Genomic DNA, 19,229 nt, shown 5'->3' on the forward strand with positions numbered 1-19,229 from the left:
AGCTGAGGACACTCCGGTGCCTCCGACGAAGACGAGAATGCGTGATTAGAGTGTGCCGGCATCCATGAGGTCCTACTCGGTGCGGTTCGCTGCACAATCTGGATTTGGGGTTCACTCCTGGGATGCGCTGAGGGCGGCCCGGCCGCGCAGCACCAGGAGCTTGTAGGCAGCATCATCGATCTGCTCCAGCGTGAGCCGCCCGGTATCGACCGCTTCGACGATTCTGCCGATCAGAACTGTGACATCGGTGCCGTACCGCGCGGGATTCGCCGGCAGAACGGAGAGCAGCATGGTGTTGCCCGCTGCCAGGGCGGCGATCCCGTTCTCGGCCGGGTCGGCGTACTCCGGCAGGCCGAAGTCCTGGAGCATCAGCAGATCGTCGGTAATCGTGACGCCGTCGAAACCGAGTTCGGTGCGGAGGATCTCGTGCCAGGCCGGCGACAGGCTCGCCGGACGCGGATCGACGCTCGGGTAGGCCAGGTGGCCGAACATGATCAGCGCCGCGCCAGCCTCGATTCCGGACTGAAACGAAGGCGCCTCACATGTCAGCCAGTCCTGATAGCCAAACGGAGTCGACGGGATGCTTCGGTGCGAGTCCCCCGGCGCCGCCCCGTGACCGGGGAAGTGCTTGAGCGTGCTCAGAACCCGCCCACGCTCACCGGTGACCGCCGCAGCCACCCGGGCGGATGCCGACGCCGGGTCGGTGCCGAGCACCCGGCCGGCCAGGAACGAGCTCGGGTCGGCCGTGACGTCGGCGACGATGCCGAAGTTGACACTCACGCCGACGGACTGGAGCAGGGTCGACCGACTGCGGAAGGCGTCCTCTGTGGCCGGTGCGGGGAGCATCTGCAGCTGGGCAGCCCCGGGCGCCAGGTCGGCGGGCAGCCGGGAAACCTCGCCGCCCTCCTGATCGATGCCGATGAGCAGCGGGAGTTCCGGGTCGGGACTGAGGGCATCCGTCATTGCCCGCATTTCTTCCGGGGAGACCGGCACGTTGTCACCCATCAGGATGAGTCCACCGAGGCCGTTCGCCCCGGCGAAGGTGCGCAGCCCGGCCGCATCTGTTCCCGGCTGGTGCAGCATCAGTAGGCTGGCGACCTTCTCGGTCAGGGACATGGCGGCCAGGCGGCGAGTGGCGTCTTCGGCAACGGGGCCGGCCGACCAGCCGGGCCCGAGCGGGGCGGCAGTGCCGCTTTTCGCGTCTGTTCCGCGCGCCGCGGTGCAGCCGGAGAGGGTGAGGGCCAGCAGGGCCATGGCGGCGAGCGCCGCCAGGCGGCGGGCTGGGGCCGGGTGTCGTCGGCCGGAGATCACCAATCCAGGCTAACCTGCCGGCAGCTACCGCGGCGAAGCGCCCATCCGCTTCACCGCTGGCGGCGTTACAATCGGTCTTCGAGCGGGGAGGCGCGCATGCAGATGAGGGACATGGCCGGCGAGGCCGTGCTGATCGCCGCCGGCGGGCGGTCCATCCTCCTGCAGATCGCCGACCCGGCGATCGGCCACGGAATTGCGCACCACAGCGACTTCGCCTCCCGACCGCTCGATCGGCTGCGCGGCACCCTGACCTACGTGTACGCGGTCGTGTTCGGAACGCCGGAGGAGGCTGCCCGGGCACGACGCCGGGTCGATCACGCCCACGCCCCGGTGTCGGGCTTGGCCACCGAGGCTCGTCCGGCTTACACCGCCTTCACCCCAGAACTGCAGCTCTGGGTGGCGGCGACCCTGTATGACTCCGCCATGACCATGCGGGAGCTGGTCTACGGCCCGCTCGACGGAGCCACGGCGGACGCGCTCTACCGGGAGTACGCCGTGCTGGGCACGGCGTTGCAGATGCCCGCGGAGCTGTGGCCGCCCAACCGGGCCGCCTTCGCCGCCTACTGGGACCGACGCGTCGGCGAGTTGCAGACGGATGCCGCCACGCGCGCCGTGGCACGCCAGCTACTGCATCCCCGCACCGGGCCGCTCTGGCTGCGGCTGATGATGCCACTGGGCCGGTTCGTGACCGTCGGACTGCTCCCCTGCTCGGTGCGGGAACTGTTCGACCTGCCCTGGACCGCGGGGGCACAGCGCCGCTTCGACCGGCTGATCCGGCTGACCATACGTGTCTATCCCCGGCTTCCGCGCCGGCTGCGCCATTGGCCCAAGAACCACTACCTGCGCGCGATGCGGTAGTCGCCTGAGCTCGCGGTAGTCTGAGGGTTTCCCCAGCCTGAGGATTCCAATGACGCAGCACTCGGCCCCCGCCGCCCCGGGCACGCCCGACGGTCTCGACGCGATCGACCGGCAGATCGTTGCCGAACTCAGTCGCGACGGCCGCCTGTCGATGCGCCAGCTGGCCGTGCTCGTGCACATTTCCCGCACCACCGCGCACACCCGGATGCAGAATCTCGTGCGTCACGGTGTGGTCACTGGATTCGGAGCACAGATCGACCGCCGGGCGCTCGGGCTCAGGATCTCCGCCCTCGTGATCGTCAAGATCGGCGATGTCTCCTGGGCCGAGATGGCCCGGCGCCTGAGTGAACTGCCCTTCGTCGAAAAAGCTCAGGCCGTGAGCGGCGACATCGACATCATCCTCACCGTCAGCGCTCCGGACCACGAGCAGCTGAGCCAAGCCATCCTGCGCGATATCCACAGCATGCCCGGCGTGATCTCCACCCGGTCCCACCTCATCCTCGAGGAAATCACCGGCCTGCCCCCGGCCCGCGCTGCGGACAGCTGGCGCTGAACGGTCGTTTTCCGCGGACGAATGGTCCGGCGCGACGCCGCTTCGGACCAATCGTTCGTATCCGTTGCCGGGGCATCGTCGACGGCGCGGAGATGCCCCACCATTGCGACATGAGCCTCAATGTCGAGAGCCTGGTTGAGAGCCCCCTCGCCGCGCCGCGTCCCCTCCGCCTGATCGATGACACCGGTCGCGCCGCGCCACTCGATGAGGCCGGCGGGTTTGACCTGCCGGACCCGGCCACACTGCTCAATCTCTACCGGCGCATGGTCGTCGCCCGCCGGTTCGACGTGCAGGTCACCGCGCTGACCCGGCAGGGACGCCTGGCGACGTACCCGTCAGCTCTCGGCCAGGAGGCCTGCGAGATCGCCGCGGTCGCCGCCCTCGGCGCCGAGGACTGGCTCTTCCCCACCTACCGGGACAGCATCGCCCTACTGACCCGCGGCGTGCCGCCCGAGCACATCCTGGCCTCGTTCCGCGGGGACTGGCACAGCGGCTACGACCAGAACGCCCACCGGATCGCCCCGCAGGCTACCCCTCTGGCTACCCAGGCGCTGCACGCCGTGGGGCTCGCGACCGCGTCCAAGCTCAAACGGGAGCGCACCGTCGCACTGACTCTGCTCGGCGACGGCGCCACCAGCGAGGGCGACGCCCACGAGGCGTTCAACTTTGCTGCCGTCTGGCAGGCCCCGGTCGTCTTCGTGGTGCAGAACAACCAGTACGCGATCAGCGTGCCGCTGGACAAGCAGATGCGCTGCCGCACCATCGCCGACAAGGCCATCGGCTACGGGATGCCCGGCTACTTCGTTGACGGCAACGACGTCGCCGCAATGTACGCGGTCACCTCGTCGGCAGTGGAGAACGCCCGCGCCGGCCACGGCCCGACCCTGATCGAGGGTCTGACCTATCGGATGGAGGCACACACGAACTCCGACGACCCGAGCCGCTACCGCGATCCCGGGGATCTGGAGATCTGGCGACGCCGCGACCCGATCACCCGCCTGGACACCTACCTGTGCGAGATCGGTGCGCTGAGCGACGCGGAGCGTGCGGACATCCGTGCCGAGGCCGAGGATCTGGCGGCGGACACCCGCGAATGCATGACCCGGTCCGCGCCAGTCGATCCGTTGGAGCTATTCGACCACGTCTACTCGACCCCGCGCGCCGCCCTGGCGGAACAACGAGCCTTCCTCGCAGCTGAGCTTGACGAGCACGCAGAGCACGCCGAGCACGCCGTCGCAGCATCCGTCGCCGCCCACTCAGGAGTCAACTCATGACGCTCCCCGACACCGCACCGACGCCCCTGCGCGCACCGGTCACTCTCACCATGGCAGCGGCGTTGAACGCCGCGATCCAGGACGCGATGCGCGACGATCCGACGGTCGTCCTGTTCGGTGAGGATGTCGGCCCGCTCGGCGGCGTCTTCCGTGTGACCGACGGGCTGTACGCCGAATTCGGGGAGAGCCGCGTGAGCGACTCGCCGCTGGCCGAATCGGGGATTGTGGGCACCGCGATCGGCATGGCCATGCACGGCCTGCGCCCGGTGGTCGAGATGCAGTTCGACGCGTTCAGCTACCCGGCGTTCGAGCAGATCGTTTCGCACGTGGCCAAGATGCGCAACCGCACCCGTGGGCGCATCCAGCTGCCCCTTGTGATCCGGATCCCCTACGCCGGCGACATCGGGGGTGTGGAACACCACTCCGATTCCTCCGAGGCCTACTGGACGGCCACGCCCGGCCTCACGGTGGTCTCGCCATCGAATCCGGCGGATGCCTATTCAATGCTCCGCGAGGCCATTGCTTGTGACGACCCGGTCATTTTCCTCGAACCCAAGAGCCGGTACTGGGCCAAAGCCGAGCTCAGCCTGCCTGTGCGCACCGCGCCGATGACCACTGCGGTCGTGCTGCGGGAGGGCACCGATGTCACGCTGATCGCCTACGGTCCGACCGTGAAAACGGCCCTCGCGACGGCCGAGCTGGCCGTCGCCGAGGGGCTCTCGATCGAGGTGATCGACCTGCGCAGCCTCTCCCCGTTCGACGACGAGACGGTGGGCGCCTCCCTGCGGAAAACCTCCCGCGCCGCTGTGCTGCACGAGGCGGCGCAGTTCGGCGGCTACGGGGCCGAGGTCGCCGCCCGGCTGACCGAGCGCAACTTCTACCACCTGGCAGCGCCGATCCTGCGGATCACGGGTTTCGATATCCCCTATCCCTCCCCCAAGCTCGAGCAATACTTTCTGCCCACTCCCGACCGCATCCTGACCGCCCTCGGAACCTGGGAGTGGAACTGATGGGTCAGAATTTCATCCTGCCCGACCTCGGCGAAGGACTCACCGAAGCCGAAATCGTCTCCTGGCTGGTCGCCGTGGGCGACACCATCACCATCGACCAGCCCGTGGTGGAGGTCGAATCGGCCAAGTCCATCGTGGAGTTGCCGTCGCCGTTCGGCGGTGTGGTCGAGGCCCTGAACGGGGTCGCGGGCCAGATCATTCACGCCGGGCAGGTGCTGCTGACAGTGACGGATGCCGCCGAGGCCGACGCCGCACGGCCGACCGCTCGGACTGCTGTTAAGCCCGCAGCGATGGCAGCCGGGGTTCCGGTCGCGGAGGTCGACGGGTCGGCATCCGGTGCTGTGCTCATCGGCTACGGCACGAGGGAGAACACGGGTCCCGTGCGGCGCCCTGCCACTGCGCGCTTCGGCGTGCGACCCGGCTCAGCGGCTCCGGTCGTCGCGGCAATCGTCGAACCGGTCTCCGAGGTGACTACGGCCACCCCGGTAACGGCTCCGACCTCTCCGTCTTACCCGGCCGGCCGCTCCCCGGTGGTCTCACCGCTGGTGCGGCGTCTGGCCCGCGAAAACGGCCTCGACGCGACCCTGCTAATCGGCAGTGGGAGCAACGCGCTGGTGCTGCGCCGGGACGTGGAATCGGCAATCCGGGAACGGGCCGCAGCGGTTGAGTCCACACCGGTGGTCGAGCCCGCGGCACTGGCCCAACCTGCACCCGTGGCGGAGCCGGTCGGAACCCGGGCCGCGCCCACCGACGACATCCGGATCCCGATCACCGGCCTACGCAGGGTGGTGTCGGAGCGGATGACCACCTCGCGCCGGGAAATCCCCGAGGCAACCGTCTGGCTCGATGTGGACGCCACCGAGCTCTTCGCCGCGCGGGACCGTCTCTTCGACGCCACAGGCGAACGCTTCAGCGTGACCGCGCTGATCGCCCGGTTCACGGTCGCCGGACTGCGCCGGTTTCCGCTGTTGAACTCCTCAGTCGACACGGCCAGCCAGGAGATCCTCCAACGCGGTGCCATCAACCTCGGGCTTGCCGCTCAGACCCCGCGGGGGCTGATGGTGCCGGTCGTTCACGACGCCCACTCACTGACCACCCGCGAACTCCGGGATGCGATCGCCGGTATCGTGACCCAGGCAACGGATGGCTCGTTTCCCCCATCTCGACTCAGCGGCGGCACCTTCACCCTGAACAACTTCGGTGCTCTGGGTGTCGACGGGTCAGCCGCGATCATCAACCACCCCGAGGCCGCCATTCTGGGCATCGGACGGATGATCGAGCGCCCCTGGGTGGTCGATCACACCCTCGCGGTGCGCACTGTGGTCGAGCTGTCGCTGGTCTTCGACCACCGGGTCTGTGACGGAGGCACCGCCGCCGGTTTCCTCACCTACGTCGCACGCTGCATCGAGAACCCTGTGAGCATGCTCGCCGACCTCTGACCGAGCCGCAAACGGCCTCGACCCTGCTGTGGTGCCGCCTGGGGTCGAGGCGTGCGCCAGGTCGTCTACGACACGCCAGGACATCTCGTGGCAGGGGTTTCCTGCCGCTGGGGTTTGTTGCGGTCGACGCCCTCAAGTGCGAATCCTCACCGGGCGGGCTATCCGGGCGGACTATCTGGGCGGGCTATCCGGGCGCTCCGCCCGGCTGCGTTTGCTTCGGGCCCCGAATTCCGGGCCCGAGTGCGCTTAAGGTCCGGCTTGCGGGCAGCCTGGCGGGCCGTGCCGTTCGCAGGCGAGCGCGCTCGACTGCGCGCAGTTCGGCGCGACACGACAATCGAGCAAGTCTCTCGATATAACTCCGAGGCTGTGATCTGTATCGGAGTGCCATTCGGACACAGCAGACCCAGTGGATCGTCTCGCACGGCAATACGATCCGGCTCGATGGCAGAGCCCGCACAGTCAGCGCTGACAACACCTGAAGTCAGCGCGGCAAGCATGACAAGGTATGCCAGCGCTGCGACTATTCGACTGTTAGAACCAACCCGGTGGCCCTCCAGTGAATACCGAATCTGCCGGCGCGACGCGAGGACGGACTGGTGGAGCTAGGAGCGTGATTCTTACGCGAGCAGAAGGTCACGCAGGCCCAGACCGTTCATGGTGCGTTGGTTCGACCGGCGCCAGCACTTAACCCGACGGCGATAGAACTGTAGCCGTTGCGCATTCGAAACCGAACCAGCTTGTGCACTGGAACACGCGTGGAGCCGAAAACGCGGTCAATCTCATTTCGACGGGACTTTCTCGGCGGAACACACTTCGTAGAAATGGACTTCCATGATCGTCAAAAATTCCGCTTTGGTTCTCGTTACCCTCGTCGGCCTCGCTACCGTCACCGGCGCGGCCGCACCATCACAGGCCGACATCGTGCCCGGCGAACCGCAGGATGCCGCCCACGCGCACAATGACTATGAGCATGAGCGTCCGTTATTTGATGCCCTCGAGCACGGATTCACCAGTGTGGAAGCCGATGTTTGGCTCGTAGATGGCGAGCTTCTCGTCGCTCACGATCTCGAGGATGTCCAGGCGGGGGTTACTCTCGAAAGCCTCTACCTGGATCCGCTCGACCGCCTCGTGGACGGCCGTGCTGGCAGTGTCTACTCTGGCTGGGATGGCAGCTTCCAACTTCTGATCGACATAAAGAGTGACGGCGAGAGTACCTACGCTGCGATCGAGGAAGACCTGGCTGAGCATCGCTCGATCATGACCAAGTACACGAACGGCAAAATCAAATCCGGACCGGTTGTCGCCGTGGTCAGCGGCAACCGCCCTCTAAAATCCATGCAAAATCTTGACTCACGATTGGCTTTCTATGACGGCCGCTCCGGCGACTTGACATCTGGAATACCAGCCGATCTCATGCCGCTGGTCAGTGAGAATTGGAACAAGCTATTCGTGTGGCAGGGCGTCGGTCCGATGCCGGAAAGCGAAAAGGTCAAGCTGCGCGAATACGTGCAGTCGGCGCACTCTCAGGGCTACCGCGTCCGTTTCTGGGGGACCCTCGATGTTCCGAGCGAAGCCCGCGAAGCGATCTGGACTGAGCTGCACGAGGCCGGCGTTGACCACATAAATACCGATGACCTCGCCGCGCTGGAGAAGTTCCTGGGGAGCCGGAGCTAGCGGAAATCGCCATCCACTCGCCTGGACCTGAAAGAAGTACTGTGAACACAGTAGAAATCGATCGGTGTCCCCAGTTCGCGAACGAATTCCGCGGTTAACGGCACTGGCCTCCACGGCAAAATCTCTCAACGGGCTGCTGGGAGATTCATGCGGAGACCGTTTCCAAAGGCCCTTTCCCCGAGACGTCGAAACGGTCCTTGTTGCCCGAAGTTGGGCAAGGCCTGTAGCTTTCGGAAATGACGACCGACCGTGTAAGGCCGACAGGGAACCACCGCCTACCCTCCTGGGCCGCGGGGTCGATGGGCGCCTACCTAGTGTCAGTCGCCGGGCTCATTGCGGCAGTGTCCGTGATGCGCGCCTTCGAACTGGGCGGCGGGACGGCCGCACCCGAAGCGATGGTTCTGCTCATCGTGGTACTGACGTTGCCGTTATCTACTGCGTACTATGTCGTCGGTTCACTGGGTTCATCGCAAGTGTCAGGGCCAGAAGATTTCGCCGTCGGAGCATTGACCATGAGCGCGGCGTTGTACTACTTGGGATTCTTTCTCTTGGCTGCCATTAACGCTGCCGTCTTCAGATGGATAGTTTTTAGCACTCGACGACGGCGGGCGAAAGCTCAGTCTGATCCCTAACGGTCAACCGACGCGATAGGGCCCGCGGAGCCAGCGCGAAGCAGTGGCCTGGCGAGGACAAGCCCGCAAACCAGGCCAGCGAGGGCAACAGGGAAAGCCACCAAAGCGCTGAGGTGTGGGAACAGAGAACCTCCGAAAAACAAGGTGAGGCCGCCGACAAGGACAGCCGGGGCTGCGACGAGGGCGCAGGACCAGATGGGAGCGTGCATCGACCGAGCCCAGACCGCGGCAGCGAAGAGGGCGACCGAACCAACAAGAATGAGATTCTTCCCCACACGATCGCGTTCGAGAGCCCCACCGGTTGGCTCTAAAAAGAACGTTCTATCGAGACCTGTCCCCAACAGGACCAGCCCGACGAGGATGAGCGCGGACCATGCGACCAGGGCGGCAACCCAGAGTGAGAGGCGGACCCAGCTGGCTGTCATCGCTGCACTCATCTCTATTGCAGTCATGTGCGGAACCTGAAATCCGCCTTTTCGAAAGCCGCCGGTCGTCGAGTGTCACCTCGTTAGGTTCCCGCCCAACTGGACGCGTCAACCGCGGCCCCAAGGCCCGACCCTACTGTTCAGAATCGCTATCCGCACCGCCCAATTCGGGGAAGAAGCCTCGGCGTTGCCCGACGCTTTGATCTGACGATCCCGTGCAGAAGTTTCGCCCATGGGACGAATCTGACACCGGGCACCTGCTTCGCGCCTTCGGTGCCAACGATGACCTCGCAACCCAGGTCGGCGACACCGACCTGTCAACGCTCGAGCGCTGCCAGGAATTCATCGCACTTCAGCTCGCCCCGTCCAGCCCGTCCGTGCGCAACTTCGCAATCAGCGTCGACGGCAAGGCTGTCGGCAATGTGGGCATCGAAAACATGGAGCATCGACACGCCACCGGTAGGGTCTACTACTGGGTGTCCGCCGAGGCCCAAGGCCAAGGCCCTGCCTCATGCTCTCTCGCCTCGGCTACCCGCTGGGCATTTGAAAGGCGCGACTTGCTCCGGCTCGAGCTCGGCCACAGGGTCAACAACCCGGCGTCCTGCATCGTCGCACTGAAAGTGGGATTCAATATCGCAATCTCCCAGCGGGCTGCTGGCAGGTTGATGCGGAGACCGTTCTGCTATCGGTGTCTCTTTGCTCGGGCGGCGAACTCGTCAAGGACCTGAACGACGTCCTTGGCTAGCCAAATTCGATTTCGTCGTCCGTCTGTGATTTGGGTCAAAATGTTGGCGTCAACAAGGCGGTCGATAGCGACCTGGGCATTGACGCTCGAAATACCGAGCTGAGCTGCGGCTGCGGCTGCGCCGATCACGGGTTGCCGAAGCAGAATACCCACGAGCCGGTGTACCGCTGAATCTCGTCTCGCGCTGATGCGCCCGCGCCACTCCACCTGCACGCTTTCCAGGTCAGCCACGAGGATTCGACCATTGTGCACCGCCGCGAACGACGCCTCCGCGATGGAACGGATGATCGGGGCGACATCCCCGGACCGGTATGCGCTCAGGGCATCGAAATATCGACCGGTGTCGTGAAGCAGCCCCGCGGAGACCGGAACAGTAACGTTTCGAGTGAGCCCTCCAGAACGCAGCATCGCTTGGATGAGTGCGCGACCGACCCTTCCATTTCCGTCGGGGAACGGGTGGATTGTTTCAAATTGCGCATGAGCGATCGCGGTCTGGGCAAGCACGGGAAGATCAGCTCGATTGGCGAAGGCAACAAGGTCCTCCATGAGCGCGGGGACGCGGTCCTGATGGGGCGGGACAAGCTGTGCGGTGTGCGGCCCAAAACTCCCGCCACCGATCCAGACCTGCTGGTCACGCCAGTGACCGACGATGTCAGGATTGCTTTGCTCTAGGAGGGCGCGATGCATCTCCAGGATGGCGTTGCCGTCGATCGACTCAGACAGGGCAAGTGCCGCTTGCATCGCTCGGACGTTGCCGACGATGAGCTGCGCATTCTTCGAGGCGTGCTCACCGAGCTCCGCCAAGGCGATCTGCCGAGCGCCGCTCGTGAGGTTCTCAATTTCGGAGCTGGAGGCACTCTCGGCTCGAAGGAGAATGGACGCAAATGGTGCAGCGATTTGCCCCACTTCTGCATCGAAGCGGGCAAGCTCGCTGGCGGCCTCTTCAGTCAGCGCATGCAACTCGCTGTCGAACGGTATGTCGAGATCAGAGATCAACGCGGGCACCGACGCCAAGTATGGACCTGACGCCAGACGCTTCTGGGCTCGTGAGCCATACTCATCCTGGACGCTTCGCCACGGCCGTTCTTCACAGCCGATCAACGGCCAGACCGACTCCTTCTCAAACATGGACATGTGTTGAGTATACCAATGCTTATTAGCATATCCATAGTTACGGATTCACTCTATCCTGACTGATTCCACTCGACTGCTCCGAAACCCTGCGAAACGCACTTTCCAAAGCCAAAGAAAAGTCAGTGAAGTGCAGCGCTAGCTGGCGGTGAATTCGCATCGCTCAATGGCGTGAATGAACGGGTGAGCACATAGGGGTTCTCGATCCGATCAACAGATCATTCTGACTGGCGTGTAATTCGTGACCTGCGCTCGGAGATGATTCGCGAGACGCCGACCGGTTGATTCTCCCTGTGCACGAGGGCGCGCGCGCGCGACGGGCGAACTGAAAACTCATCAGGGGAAGTGCGCTCACCTCGTTCCATCGTCACCTCAGCGCTCGAGGCAGTGGACGTGTTCGTCCGTTCGGAGGGGCCCGCCCCAAGCGCCTATGCCGAATTTCGGGACGACGTCGCGAGGTTCATCAGCAACCTGCTCGATGGACGCCCAACCGGCGGCATCAAGTAGGTCCCGCCGGGAAGGTATGCCACCGGCGGCTGCCGCACTGCAACCCGCCCGCATGAGGTTCCGTTAGAGCAAATGACGCGCGGGAGCCTGACGCTTCTTTGCCCTCCGGACCTGGTGGAGGATCGGCTCGGTGTATCCGTTAGGTGAGGATGCACCGTCGATGATGAGTTGGCGGGCGGCCAGAAACGCGAGCCCAGGCCCGGTTCTGCCGATCAGCGCTTCATAGGTCGGGTCATCGGAATTCTGTGCATCGACGACCGCCGCCAGTCGCCCGAGGCTGGCGTCGACATCCGTCTTGCTGATGACGCCGTGGGTGAGCCAGTTCGCGAGGAGTTGACTAGAAATGCGCAGCGTCGCACGGTCCTCCATGAGCCCCACGCCGTGAATGTCCGGAACCTTGGAACACCCGACCCCTTGATCGACCCATCGAACGACGTAGCCGAGGATCGACTGAACGTTGTTGTTCAGCTCGGTCAGGCGCTCCTCATCGCTGAGGTCTCGCTCGGAGAGAGGGAGGACGAGAATCGGGTCCAGGGCCTGGCGTGTCCGCCCGGCCAGTTCGTGTTGACGGGCGGCCACGTCGACCTCGTGATAGTGGATCGCATGCAGCGTCGCCGCTGTGGGAGACGGGACCCAGGCTGTGGTTGCACCGGAACGGGGGTGCGCAATCTTCTGCTCGAGCATGTCGTGCATGAGATCGGGCATGGCCCACATGCCCTTGCCGATCTGGGCACGGCCGGGAAAGCCCGCCGCGAGACCGGCGTCGACATTCGCGTTCTCGTAGGCAGCCATGAAGGGCATGGAACGTATCAAGCCCTTGGTGGCCACTGGCCCGGCGTGCATGGAGGTGTGGATCTCGTCGCCCGTGCGATCGAGGAATCCCGTGTTGATGAAGACGATTCGCTCGGCGGCAACGGCGATACAGGCCCGCAAGTTGAGCGTCGTTCGCCGTTCTTCGTCCATGATCCCGATCTTCACGGTGAGTGGGGGCAGGCCGAGGAGCTGCTCCACCCGGGCGAACAGGTCGACGGTGAACGCGACCTCGTGGGGGCCGTGCATTTTCGGCTTGACGATGTACACCGAGCCGGTGCGTGAGTTGCCGCCGCGGGCCTCGCCGACGAGGTCGGGGAACGAACCGAGAACGGTCAGCACCGCGTCGAGGATTCCTTCGAACACCTCGGCGCCGGACGCATCCCGCACGGTGTCGGTCTGCATCAGGTGCCCGACGTTGCGCACCAGCAGCAGGCTTCGGCCGTGCAGCGTCAACTCGCCGCCGGTAGGAACGGTGTAGACGCGGTCGCCGTTCATGGTGCGCGTGAAGACGCCGGCGCCCTTCCTGACGGTCTCATTCAGTCTGCCGCGCATGAGTTCGCGCCAGTTGCGGTAGCCGAGTACCTTGTCGTCGGCGTCGACTGCGGCAACCGAGTCTTCGAGGTCCATGATCGTGGTGACAGCGGACTCGAGCACGATGTCCTGGATGCCCGCGCTGTCCGTGGCCCCGATAGGTGCGCTGCGATCAATGGTCACGTCGAGGTGCAGTCCGTGATGTCGGAAGAGCACGGACGACGGTTCCAAAGCCTCTCCCCTGTAGCCGACCAGCGCCGAGGGCGACGCCAGGACAGCGGATGATCCGTCTTTCAAAGCCACGATCAGCGCACCGTTCTCGACTCGGTAAGCGACGGCATCAGCGTGCGAGCCCCGTTCGAGTGGGATGGCCTGGTCAAGCAGAGCCCGTCCGCGCGCGATCACCCGTCCGCCGCGGACGGCGTTGTAGGAATCCGCCCGGGACGCACCGCCGTCATCGGATATCGCGTCAGTGCCGTACAGCGCGTCGTAAAGCGAACCCCAGCGGGCGTTCGCCGCGTTGACAGCGAACCGCGCGTTGAGCAGCGGAACGACAAGCTGGGGTCCCGCCTGCGACGCGATCTCCACATCGACGTTCGAGGTGGTGATGGTGAAGTCCCCGGGTTCGGGCGCGAGGTACCCGATCCTGGTGAGGAAAGCACGGTACTCACCGGGGTCAGGCTGGCCGGGGTTAGCCCGGTGGAAGGCATCGATCTGGGCCTGCAGGTCATCCCTGATGCCGAGCAACTCAGTGTTCCGGGGAGTGAGGTCGCTGATCAGCGTGCTCAGCCCAAGCCAAAAGGCGTCAGCGGTGATGCCGGTTCCCTGCAGCGCCTCGTTCTCGACGAACGCGGCGAATGAGGAGGCGACATCGAGATCTGCTCGTTCGACGCGGGCGGAGAGGCCAGCAGTAGGCGCTGGGACGGATGCTGTGGTGGGTGTGTTCATCGTTGAACTCCTTGGGCTAGTGCGGGTACGCCCGCTCGGCCGACTGTGTCTGGCCAGTCTCGCACCCCGGCGCCGCCGCTCCTTGACACACTCACGTCGGGCAGGTCTCGTGCAATAGGGTTCAATTATCCGGCAGACGCTTCACCCTCAGTTCGCCGCCTGGTCACAAACGCTGAATTGGGAACCTGATGCCTGAAGTTCGCGCACGCCCCAGTCGATCCGAGCGATTGGATGCGCTGCCGTTCACCCGGGAGCACCGCCGTGTGCTTGTGGGTTCCGGCCTGGGCTGGGCTCTTGATGCGATGGACGTTGGACTCATTTCTTTCGTTCTGGCACAATTGGCGGTGCAATGGCAAGTCTCCGACGTGGAGCTGTCCTGGATCGCATCCGCCGGGTTCGTCGGTATGGCCATTGGTGCAGTTCTCGGTGGTTTGCTGGCCGACCGTATCGGCCGACGCCAGGTTTTCGCTCTCACCCTTCTCGTTTACGGTCTCGCGACGGGAGCGTCGGCACTGTCCGAGACTGTGGCCGTACTCATTGCATGGCGATTTATCGTGGGGCTCGGTCTTGGCGGTGAGCTCCCGGTCGCTTCGACGCTCGTGAGCGAGTTCGCGCCTCCACGAATTCGCGGCCGCATCATCGTCATCCTCGAATCCTTCTGGGCCATTGGCTGGACCGTTTCCGCGGTCATCGGGTACCTGGTCGTACCGTCATCGGCCGACGGCTGGCGCTGGGCACTGGCTGTCGGAGCGGTTCCGGCCGTGTACGCGGTGGTCGTGCGCCTTCGGCTGCCGGAATCGGTTCGCTTCCTCGAGTCGCGTGGCCGCCTCTCTGAGGCGGAGTCGACCGTCCGACGTTTCGAAAAGTCCGCCGGAATCACCGCCGGACCCTATGATTCTGCGCGCCCCGCAAAGACAGGTGAGGGGCCGAACAAAACCGGTTCCCGGACACGCGTCACCGCGCTGTGGTCGCGCGGCCTGCGTCGCCGAACCGGTGCGCTGTGGCTGGTCTGGTTCTGCGTGAACTTCTCCTACTATGGCGCCTTCATCTGGCTTCCGACCATCCTGGTCGCGTCGGGATACTCGCTCGTTCGCTCCTTCGCGTACACGCTGATCATCACCGTGGCCCAACTGCCGGGTTATGCCGCTTCGGCGTACCTCATCGAGCGTTGGGGACGGCGCAGGACACTGGCCGTATTCCTTGCCGGCTCGGCACTTGCGGCGGCGTTATTCGCGGTAGCCGGCGATGCCACCCAGGTGATCGGTGCCGGCATGCTGCTTTCCTTTTTTAACCTGGGTGCGTGGGGAGCGCTCTACGCAGTGACCCCGGAGCTGTACCCGACCCGCATCCGTGCCACCGGGGCCGGCTGGGCAGCCGGCGTTGGACGGATCGCCGCGATCCTGGCTCCGCTGGCCGTGCCGATGCTGCGCGAGATGGGCGGGACCGCAATTCTTTTCACGGTCTTCGCAATGTTCTTCGTGGTCGCTGCACTCGGCGCTCTTGGACTCCCCGAGAAACGGGGCGAGGCTCTGGAGGACTGAAACGGCAGGAACGGTTGCGCGAGACACTGGGGTATGTCCGATCTGACTTTGCACGACGGCGGCGGTCGGTTTCCGTCTCCTCCTCGGTATTAAAGTGGTAGAGGTTGCCGAAGAACGCGTCGAACCCGTGCACGGTGGGCAGGAACTCGTTCGGTGAAGGCGATGCCCTCGTTGGCAACCCGAAATATGGATGAGATTCGGTGGCCCCGAAGCATTGGAATTGCACCACGATTGGCTCCGGCCGCGGCCGCAGGACCACCAGGTGCTGGTGAAAGTAACAGCGGCTGCCGTCAACAACACAGACATTTGGACGCGCCAGGGAGCATATGGGTTGCCGGAAAATCCCACGGCGCAGACCGGCTGACTGGGTTCGTTTGATTTTCCGCGCATTCAGGGTGGGGATATCACCGGCATTATCGTCGAGGTGGGTCATGGTGTGACCGAAGAACTGTTGAGTCGCCGGGTGCTCGTGGACCCGGCTATCTACGGATGCGAAAGCGAAAATGCGTCTCCGGTGGGGTACCTGGGTAGCGAGGCCGATGGCGGGTTCGCGCAGTACGTCTCCGTCGATGCCATCCATGCTCATGACGTACAGGATTCCCCGCTATCGGATGAGCAGCTGGCGTGCCTGCCTGTGGGCATTCGGCACCGCAATCGGAATTCTCGAACGTGCCAACGTGCGAGGCGGCGAAACCGTGCTCGTGACGGGAGCATCCGGCGGGGTTGGACGTGGTTGCTGACATCGCCGGTGGACCGGGGGTCTCCACCATGATGCCGATGCTTCGGGACAACGGGCGCTGGGTGATCGCGGGTGCTGTGGCGGGGCCGGTGATCGACTTCGACCTCCGCCGCCTCTATCTTCACAATGCGCAGCTGATCGGATCCTCGATGCACACCCGGGTTCATTTTCGTCGGCTCGTCGAGCTTGCACGCGGCGGGCAGGTCAGTCCTCAGGTCAGCAGCACGTTTGCCCTGACCGAGATCGCCAAAGCTCAAACGGAGTTCTCCGAGCGACGACACATCGGCAAGATCGTCATCCTCCCCCACTGAGACCAACTGTTGGTACCCGAGGGAAAACTCTGATTGATGTACCAATAGTGCACTATCGTGCACTTATGGAGAAAAGTGCTGCGGAACTTGCGACCGCCATCGGTGTACGCGTCAAACACGAACGCCAACAACGTCGGTGGACTCTTGACCAGCTGGCGGAAGGCACCGGGGTGAGTCGCCGAATGCTGGTCAACATCGAGCAGGGTGCCGCGAACCCGAGCGTAGGGACACTGCTCCGGATCAGTGGCGCCCTCGGCGTGGGCCTCCCCGATCTGGTCGAACCGCCCCGATCGAAGCGGATGAAAGTTACCCGAAGGGGCGAGGGCACGGTGCTGTGGACCGGCGCGCACGGCGGGCGCGGAGTGCTCGTCGCGGGGACTATACCGCCGAACGTCGTCGAACTGTGGGACTGGACCCTCGAAGCAGGCGATCGACAAGTGAGTGAACCGCATACGGCCGGTACGAGAAAACTCGTGCAGGTACACCTGGGAACGATCTCGATTTCGTCGGGAGAAGAGACGATCACGCTCAACGATCGCGACGCGCTCTCCTTCCCCGGCGACGTAGCCCATTCCTACGTCAACGCCGGCCCGCACGCAGCACGATTCTCACTGACAGTGTTTGACCCGGGCGTCGGCTCGGCTACCCGAACGGAACGCGTTGATGCCTGAGCAGACGGCCTTGAACACGTTCCTCGACGCCGCCCGAGTCGACGATGACGTCTTTGCGTTACGGCCCGATTACCGGGCGGTGTTGGTCGCTGTCGATGGACTCGAGCCCGGCCCGAGTGATGAGGCAAGCGCGGCGCTGCTCCTCGCGGCGGAAGAGGCAGCCCGCTCCACTCTCCAGCAACAGGCTGTCGAGGAGGTTCCGCACATTGCCGCGTGGCGCCAGGCGTACCGGGCGTTCGGTGCGAAGCCGCAGCGCACCCGCAACAGTCTGGAGGCGCTTATGCGCCGCGCGGCATCCGGGCTGCCCCGCGTGAATCGACTCACGGACCTGTACAACGCAATCTCGATTCTGCACGTGGTACCGCTCGGCGGGGAGGACCTGGCGCACTACGTCGGAGCACCACGCCTGATCCGCGCAACCGGATCGGAACCTTTCGAGATCATGTCCGAGGGCGCATCCGTGACCGAGCATCCCGACGCCGGGGAGGTCGTGTGGACCGACGCGGGCGGTGTGACGTGTCGACGCTGGAACTGGCGTCAAGCACGTCGCACCCAGCTCACCGACACCACCACCAGCGCCCTGTTCATCCTCGACGCACTCGAACCGCTCGACGACGACGCACTATTGGCAGCAGCTCGGGAGCTCGAGCGGGAGCTCACTCGTCTCGGCTCGAACGTTCAGGTCGCGCAGCGCCGGCTCGGAACAAACGCACTGTCCGGAAATGCCTGACATGAGCCAACGCAGCATCCCGATTCCCGCCTCGGCGCTTGGTGTCACGGCCATGCTGTCTGTTCGGCTCGGCTCGGCACTCTCCGTCGACCTGATCACGACAGTCGGTGCTGCCGGAACGGCGGACTTGCTCTGAGGTACTGGCCTCACCCAACCCTGACGCGTAAGGGTTCGGCGATCAGGCACCGGAGGGATGGGTCCGGGTGAGCGATTTTCTCATCATGAGGTTTAATGCGGACCACGCGTCAACCTCACCGGTTTTTGGGTGCCCGGGCAAGTCCGTGAGTAGTCTCAACGCATGATTGTGCTGGGTGAGTTCGTCATCGGCTTGCTCGCCCTGATCAGCGTCACGGTGGTCGCGGTCGGCACCATTTCTGCCGACGATCGTCGGCGCATCCGCTCTGATGTTGATCTTCGCCGGGGATGGGCTACTCACGCGGCTCGACGGTGGAATCCTGCTACTCGTCGGCGTCGTCTACACCGTGCTCATAGTGCCTGCCGCTCACCGTGAGGCCGCCGTCGTTCGCACCGAGTCCGCCCGCGAGTCCGGCATCACGAAACGAGAGATATCTCCACTGCACAGCTGGGGCGCGACGTGCTCTGCTCGTCGTTCGGACCTGACAAGACGACGGGATGACCCGGTCTGTCACGCCCGACCAGCAAGCGTGTGGACAGGCCAGCGGCCGACTCGTGGGACGATGCCGTTGTGCGGATTGATGAGGCTCAGGCGGACGTTCGACGTGTCTACCGCGGCGGCTTCGTCGGTCATTTGGTTTCAGGCACACTGTGGCTGATCGCGGCGGCCGTGGCGACTTGATTGTCGCCAGGCGCATCGATCGCAACGCTGTTCCTGGGTGGGATGCTGATTTTTCCCCTGACGACGCTCACGCTTCGAACCGCCGGCGGGCCAGCGGCATTGCCCAAGGGCCATCCGATGGCGGCGCTCGCGACGCAGATCGCATTCACCGTCCCTTTGGGCATGCTCGTGGCCGTTGCCCTGGGACTGACCGAACCGAACCTGTTCTTCCCGGCAAGCATGATCATCGTCGGTGCGCATTATCTGCCGTTCGTTTTCCTTTACGGGATGCGTCTCTTCGCCGTGCTCGCCGGATACTGATCCTGGTCGGAACAGTGCTTCTCCTGTAACTACCGGTCGGCGCTCCGCTCGGCGGATGGTTCGCGGGTGCACTCCTGGTCGGTTTCGCGTATCTGCCGCGCGCGTCCTCAGAACGGCGTGGGCTCCCCTGACTGGGCATCCCGACCGGGTGCGGCGGGCGACGGTGTGGTCGACGCCGAGCGGATGACCGTGGCCGGCTCACTCACGAACGTGCGCCCGGTCGGCGACGTCCACTCAAGCGTGCCGTCACCGAGGTGCAACACCCGCCA

16 protein-coding genes are annotated in these 19,229 nt (G+C 64.7%); 13 read left to right on the forward strand and 3 right to left on the reverse strand.

The window, feature by feature from the left end; all coding sequences use genetic code 11:
* Nucleotides 1-111: 111 nt before the first annotated feature.
* Entirely contained in the window at nucleotides 112-1,311 is a 1,200-nt protein-coding gene (locus E3O28_RS11740; RefSeq protein ID WP_241973116.1) for a glycoside hydrolase family 3 N-terminal domain-containing protein, read from the reverse strand.
* 96 nt (nucleotides 1,312-1,407) lie between these two features.
* On the opposite strand from E3O28_RS11740, the gene E3O28_RS11745 reads away from it, so the two are divergent.
* The 7 genes from E3O28_RS11745 to E3O28_RS11775 all read left to right on the forward strand — a co-directional run bounded on the left by E3O28_RS11745 (nucleotide 1,408) and on the right by E3O28_RS11775 (nucleotide 9,904).
* Nucleotides 1,408-2,169: an oxygenase MpaB family protein gene (locus E3O28_RS11745; protein WP_241973117.1), complete on the forward strand. Its 762-nt coding sequence runs from the start codon at nucleotides 1,408-1,410 to the stop codon at nucleotides 2,167-2,169.
* Nucleotides 2,170-2,218: 49 nt separating this feature from the next.
* Nucleotides 2,219-2,722, forward strand: a complete 504-nt coding sequence (locus E3O28_RS11750) for an Lrp/AsnC family transcriptional regulator (RefSeq protein ID WP_134371477.1) — start codon at nucleotides 2,219-2,221, stop codon at nucleotides 2,720-2,722.
* Nucleotides 2,723-2,832: 110 nt separating this feature from the next.
* A complete protein-coding gene (gene pdhA, locus E3O28_RS11755; protein ID WP_134343467.1) occupies nucleotides 2,833-3,996 on the forward strand; it encodes a pyruvate dehydrogenase (acetyl-transferring) E1 component subunit alpha in 1,164 nt (387 codons plus the stop codon).
* The gene (locus E3O28_RS11760; RefSeq protein WP_134416120.1) at nucleotides 3,993-5,006 is read left to right on the forward strand and encodes an alpha-ketoacid dehydrogenase subunit beta; all 1,014 of its coding nucleotides are present in this window, start codon (nucleotides 3,993-3,995) and stop codon (nucleotides 5,004-5,006) included. The genes pdhA and E3O28_RS11760 overlap by 4 nt, the downstream gene beginning before the upstream one ends.
* Entirely contained in the window at nucleotides 5,006-6,445 is a 1,440-nt protein-coding gene (locus E3O28_RS11765) for a dihydrolipoamide acetyltransferase family protein (RefSeq protein ID WP_134416122.1), read from the forward strand. The genes E3O28_RS11760 and E3O28_RS11765 overlap by 1 nt, the downstream gene beginning before the upstream one ends.
* Before the next feature lie 831 nt (nucleotides 6,446-7,276).
* A complete protein-coding gene (locus tag E3O28_RS11770; protein ID WP_104099596.1) occupies nucleotides 7,277-8,119 on the forward strand; it encodes a phosphatidylinositol-specific phospholipase C/glycerophosphodiester phosphodiesterase family protein in 843 nt (280 codons plus the stop codon).
* Nucleotides 8,120-9,391: 1,272 nt separating this feature from the next.
* Nucleotides 9,392-9,904 carry a GNAT family N-acetyltransferase gene (locus E3O28_RS11775; protein ID WP_134416124.1) on the forward strand — a complete coding sequence of 171 codons (513 nt, stop codon included), beginning with the start codon at nucleotides 9,392-9,394 and terminating at the stop codon, nucleotides 9,902-9,904.
* Here the strand turns inward: E3O28_RS11775 and E3O28_RS11780 are convergent.
* Nucleotides 9,859-11,055: a Fic family protein gene (locus E3O28_RS11780; RefSeq protein WP_134416126.1), complete on the reverse strand. Its 1,197-nt coding sequence runs from the start codon at nucleotides 11,053-11,055 to the stop codon at nucleotides 9,859-9,861. The genes E3O28_RS11775 and E3O28_RS11780 overlap by 46 nt on opposite strands.
* A gap of 567 nt (nucleotides 11,056-11,622) precedes the next feature.
* Nucleotides 11,623-13,851 (reverse strand): malate synthase G, encoded by a 2,229-nt coding sequence (locus E3O28_RS11785; protein WP_134416128.1) that lies wholly within the window; start codon nucleotides 13,849-13,851, stop codon nucleotides 11,623-11,625.
* Between the two features lie 188 nt (nucleotides 13,852-14,039).
* On the opposite strand from E3O28_RS11785, the gene E3O28_RS11790 reads away from it, so the two are divergent.
* The 6 genes from E3O28_RS11790 (at nucleotide 14,040) to E3O28_RS11815 (ending at nucleotide 18,960) form a co-directional block, all read left to right on the forward strand.
* On the forward strand, nucleotides 14,040-15,392 hold the full coding sequence (locus tag E3O28_RS11790) for an MFS transporter (protein ID WP_104099590.1): 1,353 nt from the start codon (nucleotides 14,040-14,042) through the stop codon (nucleotides 15,390-15,392).
* Nucleotides 15,393-16,115: 723 nt separating this feature from the next.
* Entirely contained in the window at nucleotides 16,116-16,442 is a 327-nt protein-coding gene (locus tag E3O28_RS16710; protein ID WP_277874718.1) for a zinc-binding dehydrogenase, read from the forward strand.
* 65 nt (nucleotides 16,443-16,507) lie between these two features.
* On the forward strand, nucleotides 16,508-17,113 hold the full coding sequence (locus tag E3O28_RS11805; protein ID WP_174721901.1) for an XRE family transcriptional regulator: 606 nt from the start codon (nucleotides 16,508-16,510) through the stop codon (nucleotides 17,111-17,113).
* Nucleotides 17,106-17,843: a phenylalanine--tRNA ligase beta subunit-related protein gene (locus E3O28_RS11810; RefSeq protein ID WP_134416134.1), complete on the forward strand. Its 738-nt coding sequence runs from the start codon at nucleotides 17,106-17,108 to the stop codon at nucleotides 17,841-17,843. Before E3O28_RS11805 ends, E3O28_RS11810 begins: the two co-directional genes overlap by 8 nt.
* Nucleotides 17,836-17,979 (forward strand): hypothetical protein, encoded by a 144-nt coding sequence (locus E3O28_RS16375; RefSeq protein ID WP_166784809.1) that lies wholly within the window; start codon nucleotides 17,836-17,838, stop codon nucleotides 17,977-17,979. Before E3O28_RS11810 ends, E3O28_RS16375 begins: the two co-directional genes overlap by 8 nt.
* Before the next feature lie 681 nt (nucleotides 17,980-18,660).
* Nucleotides 18,661-18,960: a hypothetical protein gene (locus tag E3O28_RS11815; protein ID WP_134416136.1), complete on the forward strand. Its 300-nt coding sequence runs from the start codon at nucleotides 18,661-18,663 to the stop codon at nucleotides 18,958-18,960.
* Nucleotides 18,961-19,229 lie beyond the last annotated feature (269 nt).

Source organism: Cryobacterium sp. TMT2-14, assembly GCF_004402465.1.
Lineage (GTDB): Bacteria > Actinomycetota > Actinomycetes > Actinomycetales > Microbacteriaceae > Cryobacterium > Cryobacterium sandaracinum.

Excerpts from the sequence above, each read along its gene's own strand:
- E3O28_RS11805 (WP_174721901.1), top strand. The coding sequence starts at position 16,508 with ATGGAGAAAAGTGCTGCGGAACTTGCGACCGCCATCGGTGTACGCGTC.
- E3O28_RS11765 (WP_134416122.1), top strand. The coding sequence starts at position 5,006 with ATGGGTCAGAATTTCATCCTGCCCGACCTCGGCGAAGGACTCACCGAA.
- E3O28_RS11745 (WP_241973117.1), top strand. The coding sequence starts at position 1,408 with ATGCAGATGAGGGACATGGCCGGCGAGGCCGTGCTGATCGCCGCCGGC.
- E3O28_RS11790 (WP_104099590.1), top strand. The coding sequence starts at position 14,040 with ATGCCTGAAGTTCGCGCACGCCCCAGTCGATCCGAGCGATTGGATGCG.
- E3O28_RS11810 (WP_134416134.1), top strand. The coding sequence starts at position 17,106 with ATGCCTGAGCAGACGGCCTTGAACACGTTCCTCGACGCCGCCCGAGTC.
- E3O28_RS11770 (WP_104099596.1), top strand. The coding sequence starts at position 7,277 with ATGATCGTCAAAAATTCCGCTTTGGTTCTCGTTACCCTCGTCGGCCTC.
- E3O28_RS16375 (WP_166784809.1), top strand. The coding sequence starts at position 17,836 with ATGCCTGACATGAGCCAACGCAGCATCCCGATTCCCGCCTCGGCGCTT.
- E3O28_RS11785 (WP_134416128.1), bottom strand. The coding sequence starts at position 13,851 with ATGAACACACCCACCACAGCATCCGTCCCAGCGCCTACTGCTGGCCTC.
- pdhA (WP_134343467.1), top strand. The coding sequence starts at position 2,833 with ATGAGCCTCAATGTCGAGAGCCTGGTTGAGAGCCCCCTCGCCGCGCCG.
- E3O28_RS11760 (WP_134416120.1), top strand. The coding sequence starts at position 3,993 with ATGACGCTCCCCGACACCGCACCGACGCCCCTGCGCGCACCGGTCACT.
- E3O28_RS11780 (WP_134416126.1), bottom strand. The coding sequence starts at position 11,055 with ATGTCCATGTTTGAGAAGGAGTCGGTCTGGCCGTTGATCGGCTGTGAA.
- E3O28_RS11750 (WP_134371477.1), top strand. The coding sequence starts at position 2,219 with ATGACGCAGCACTCGGCCCCCGCCGCCCCGGGCACGCCCGACGGTCTC.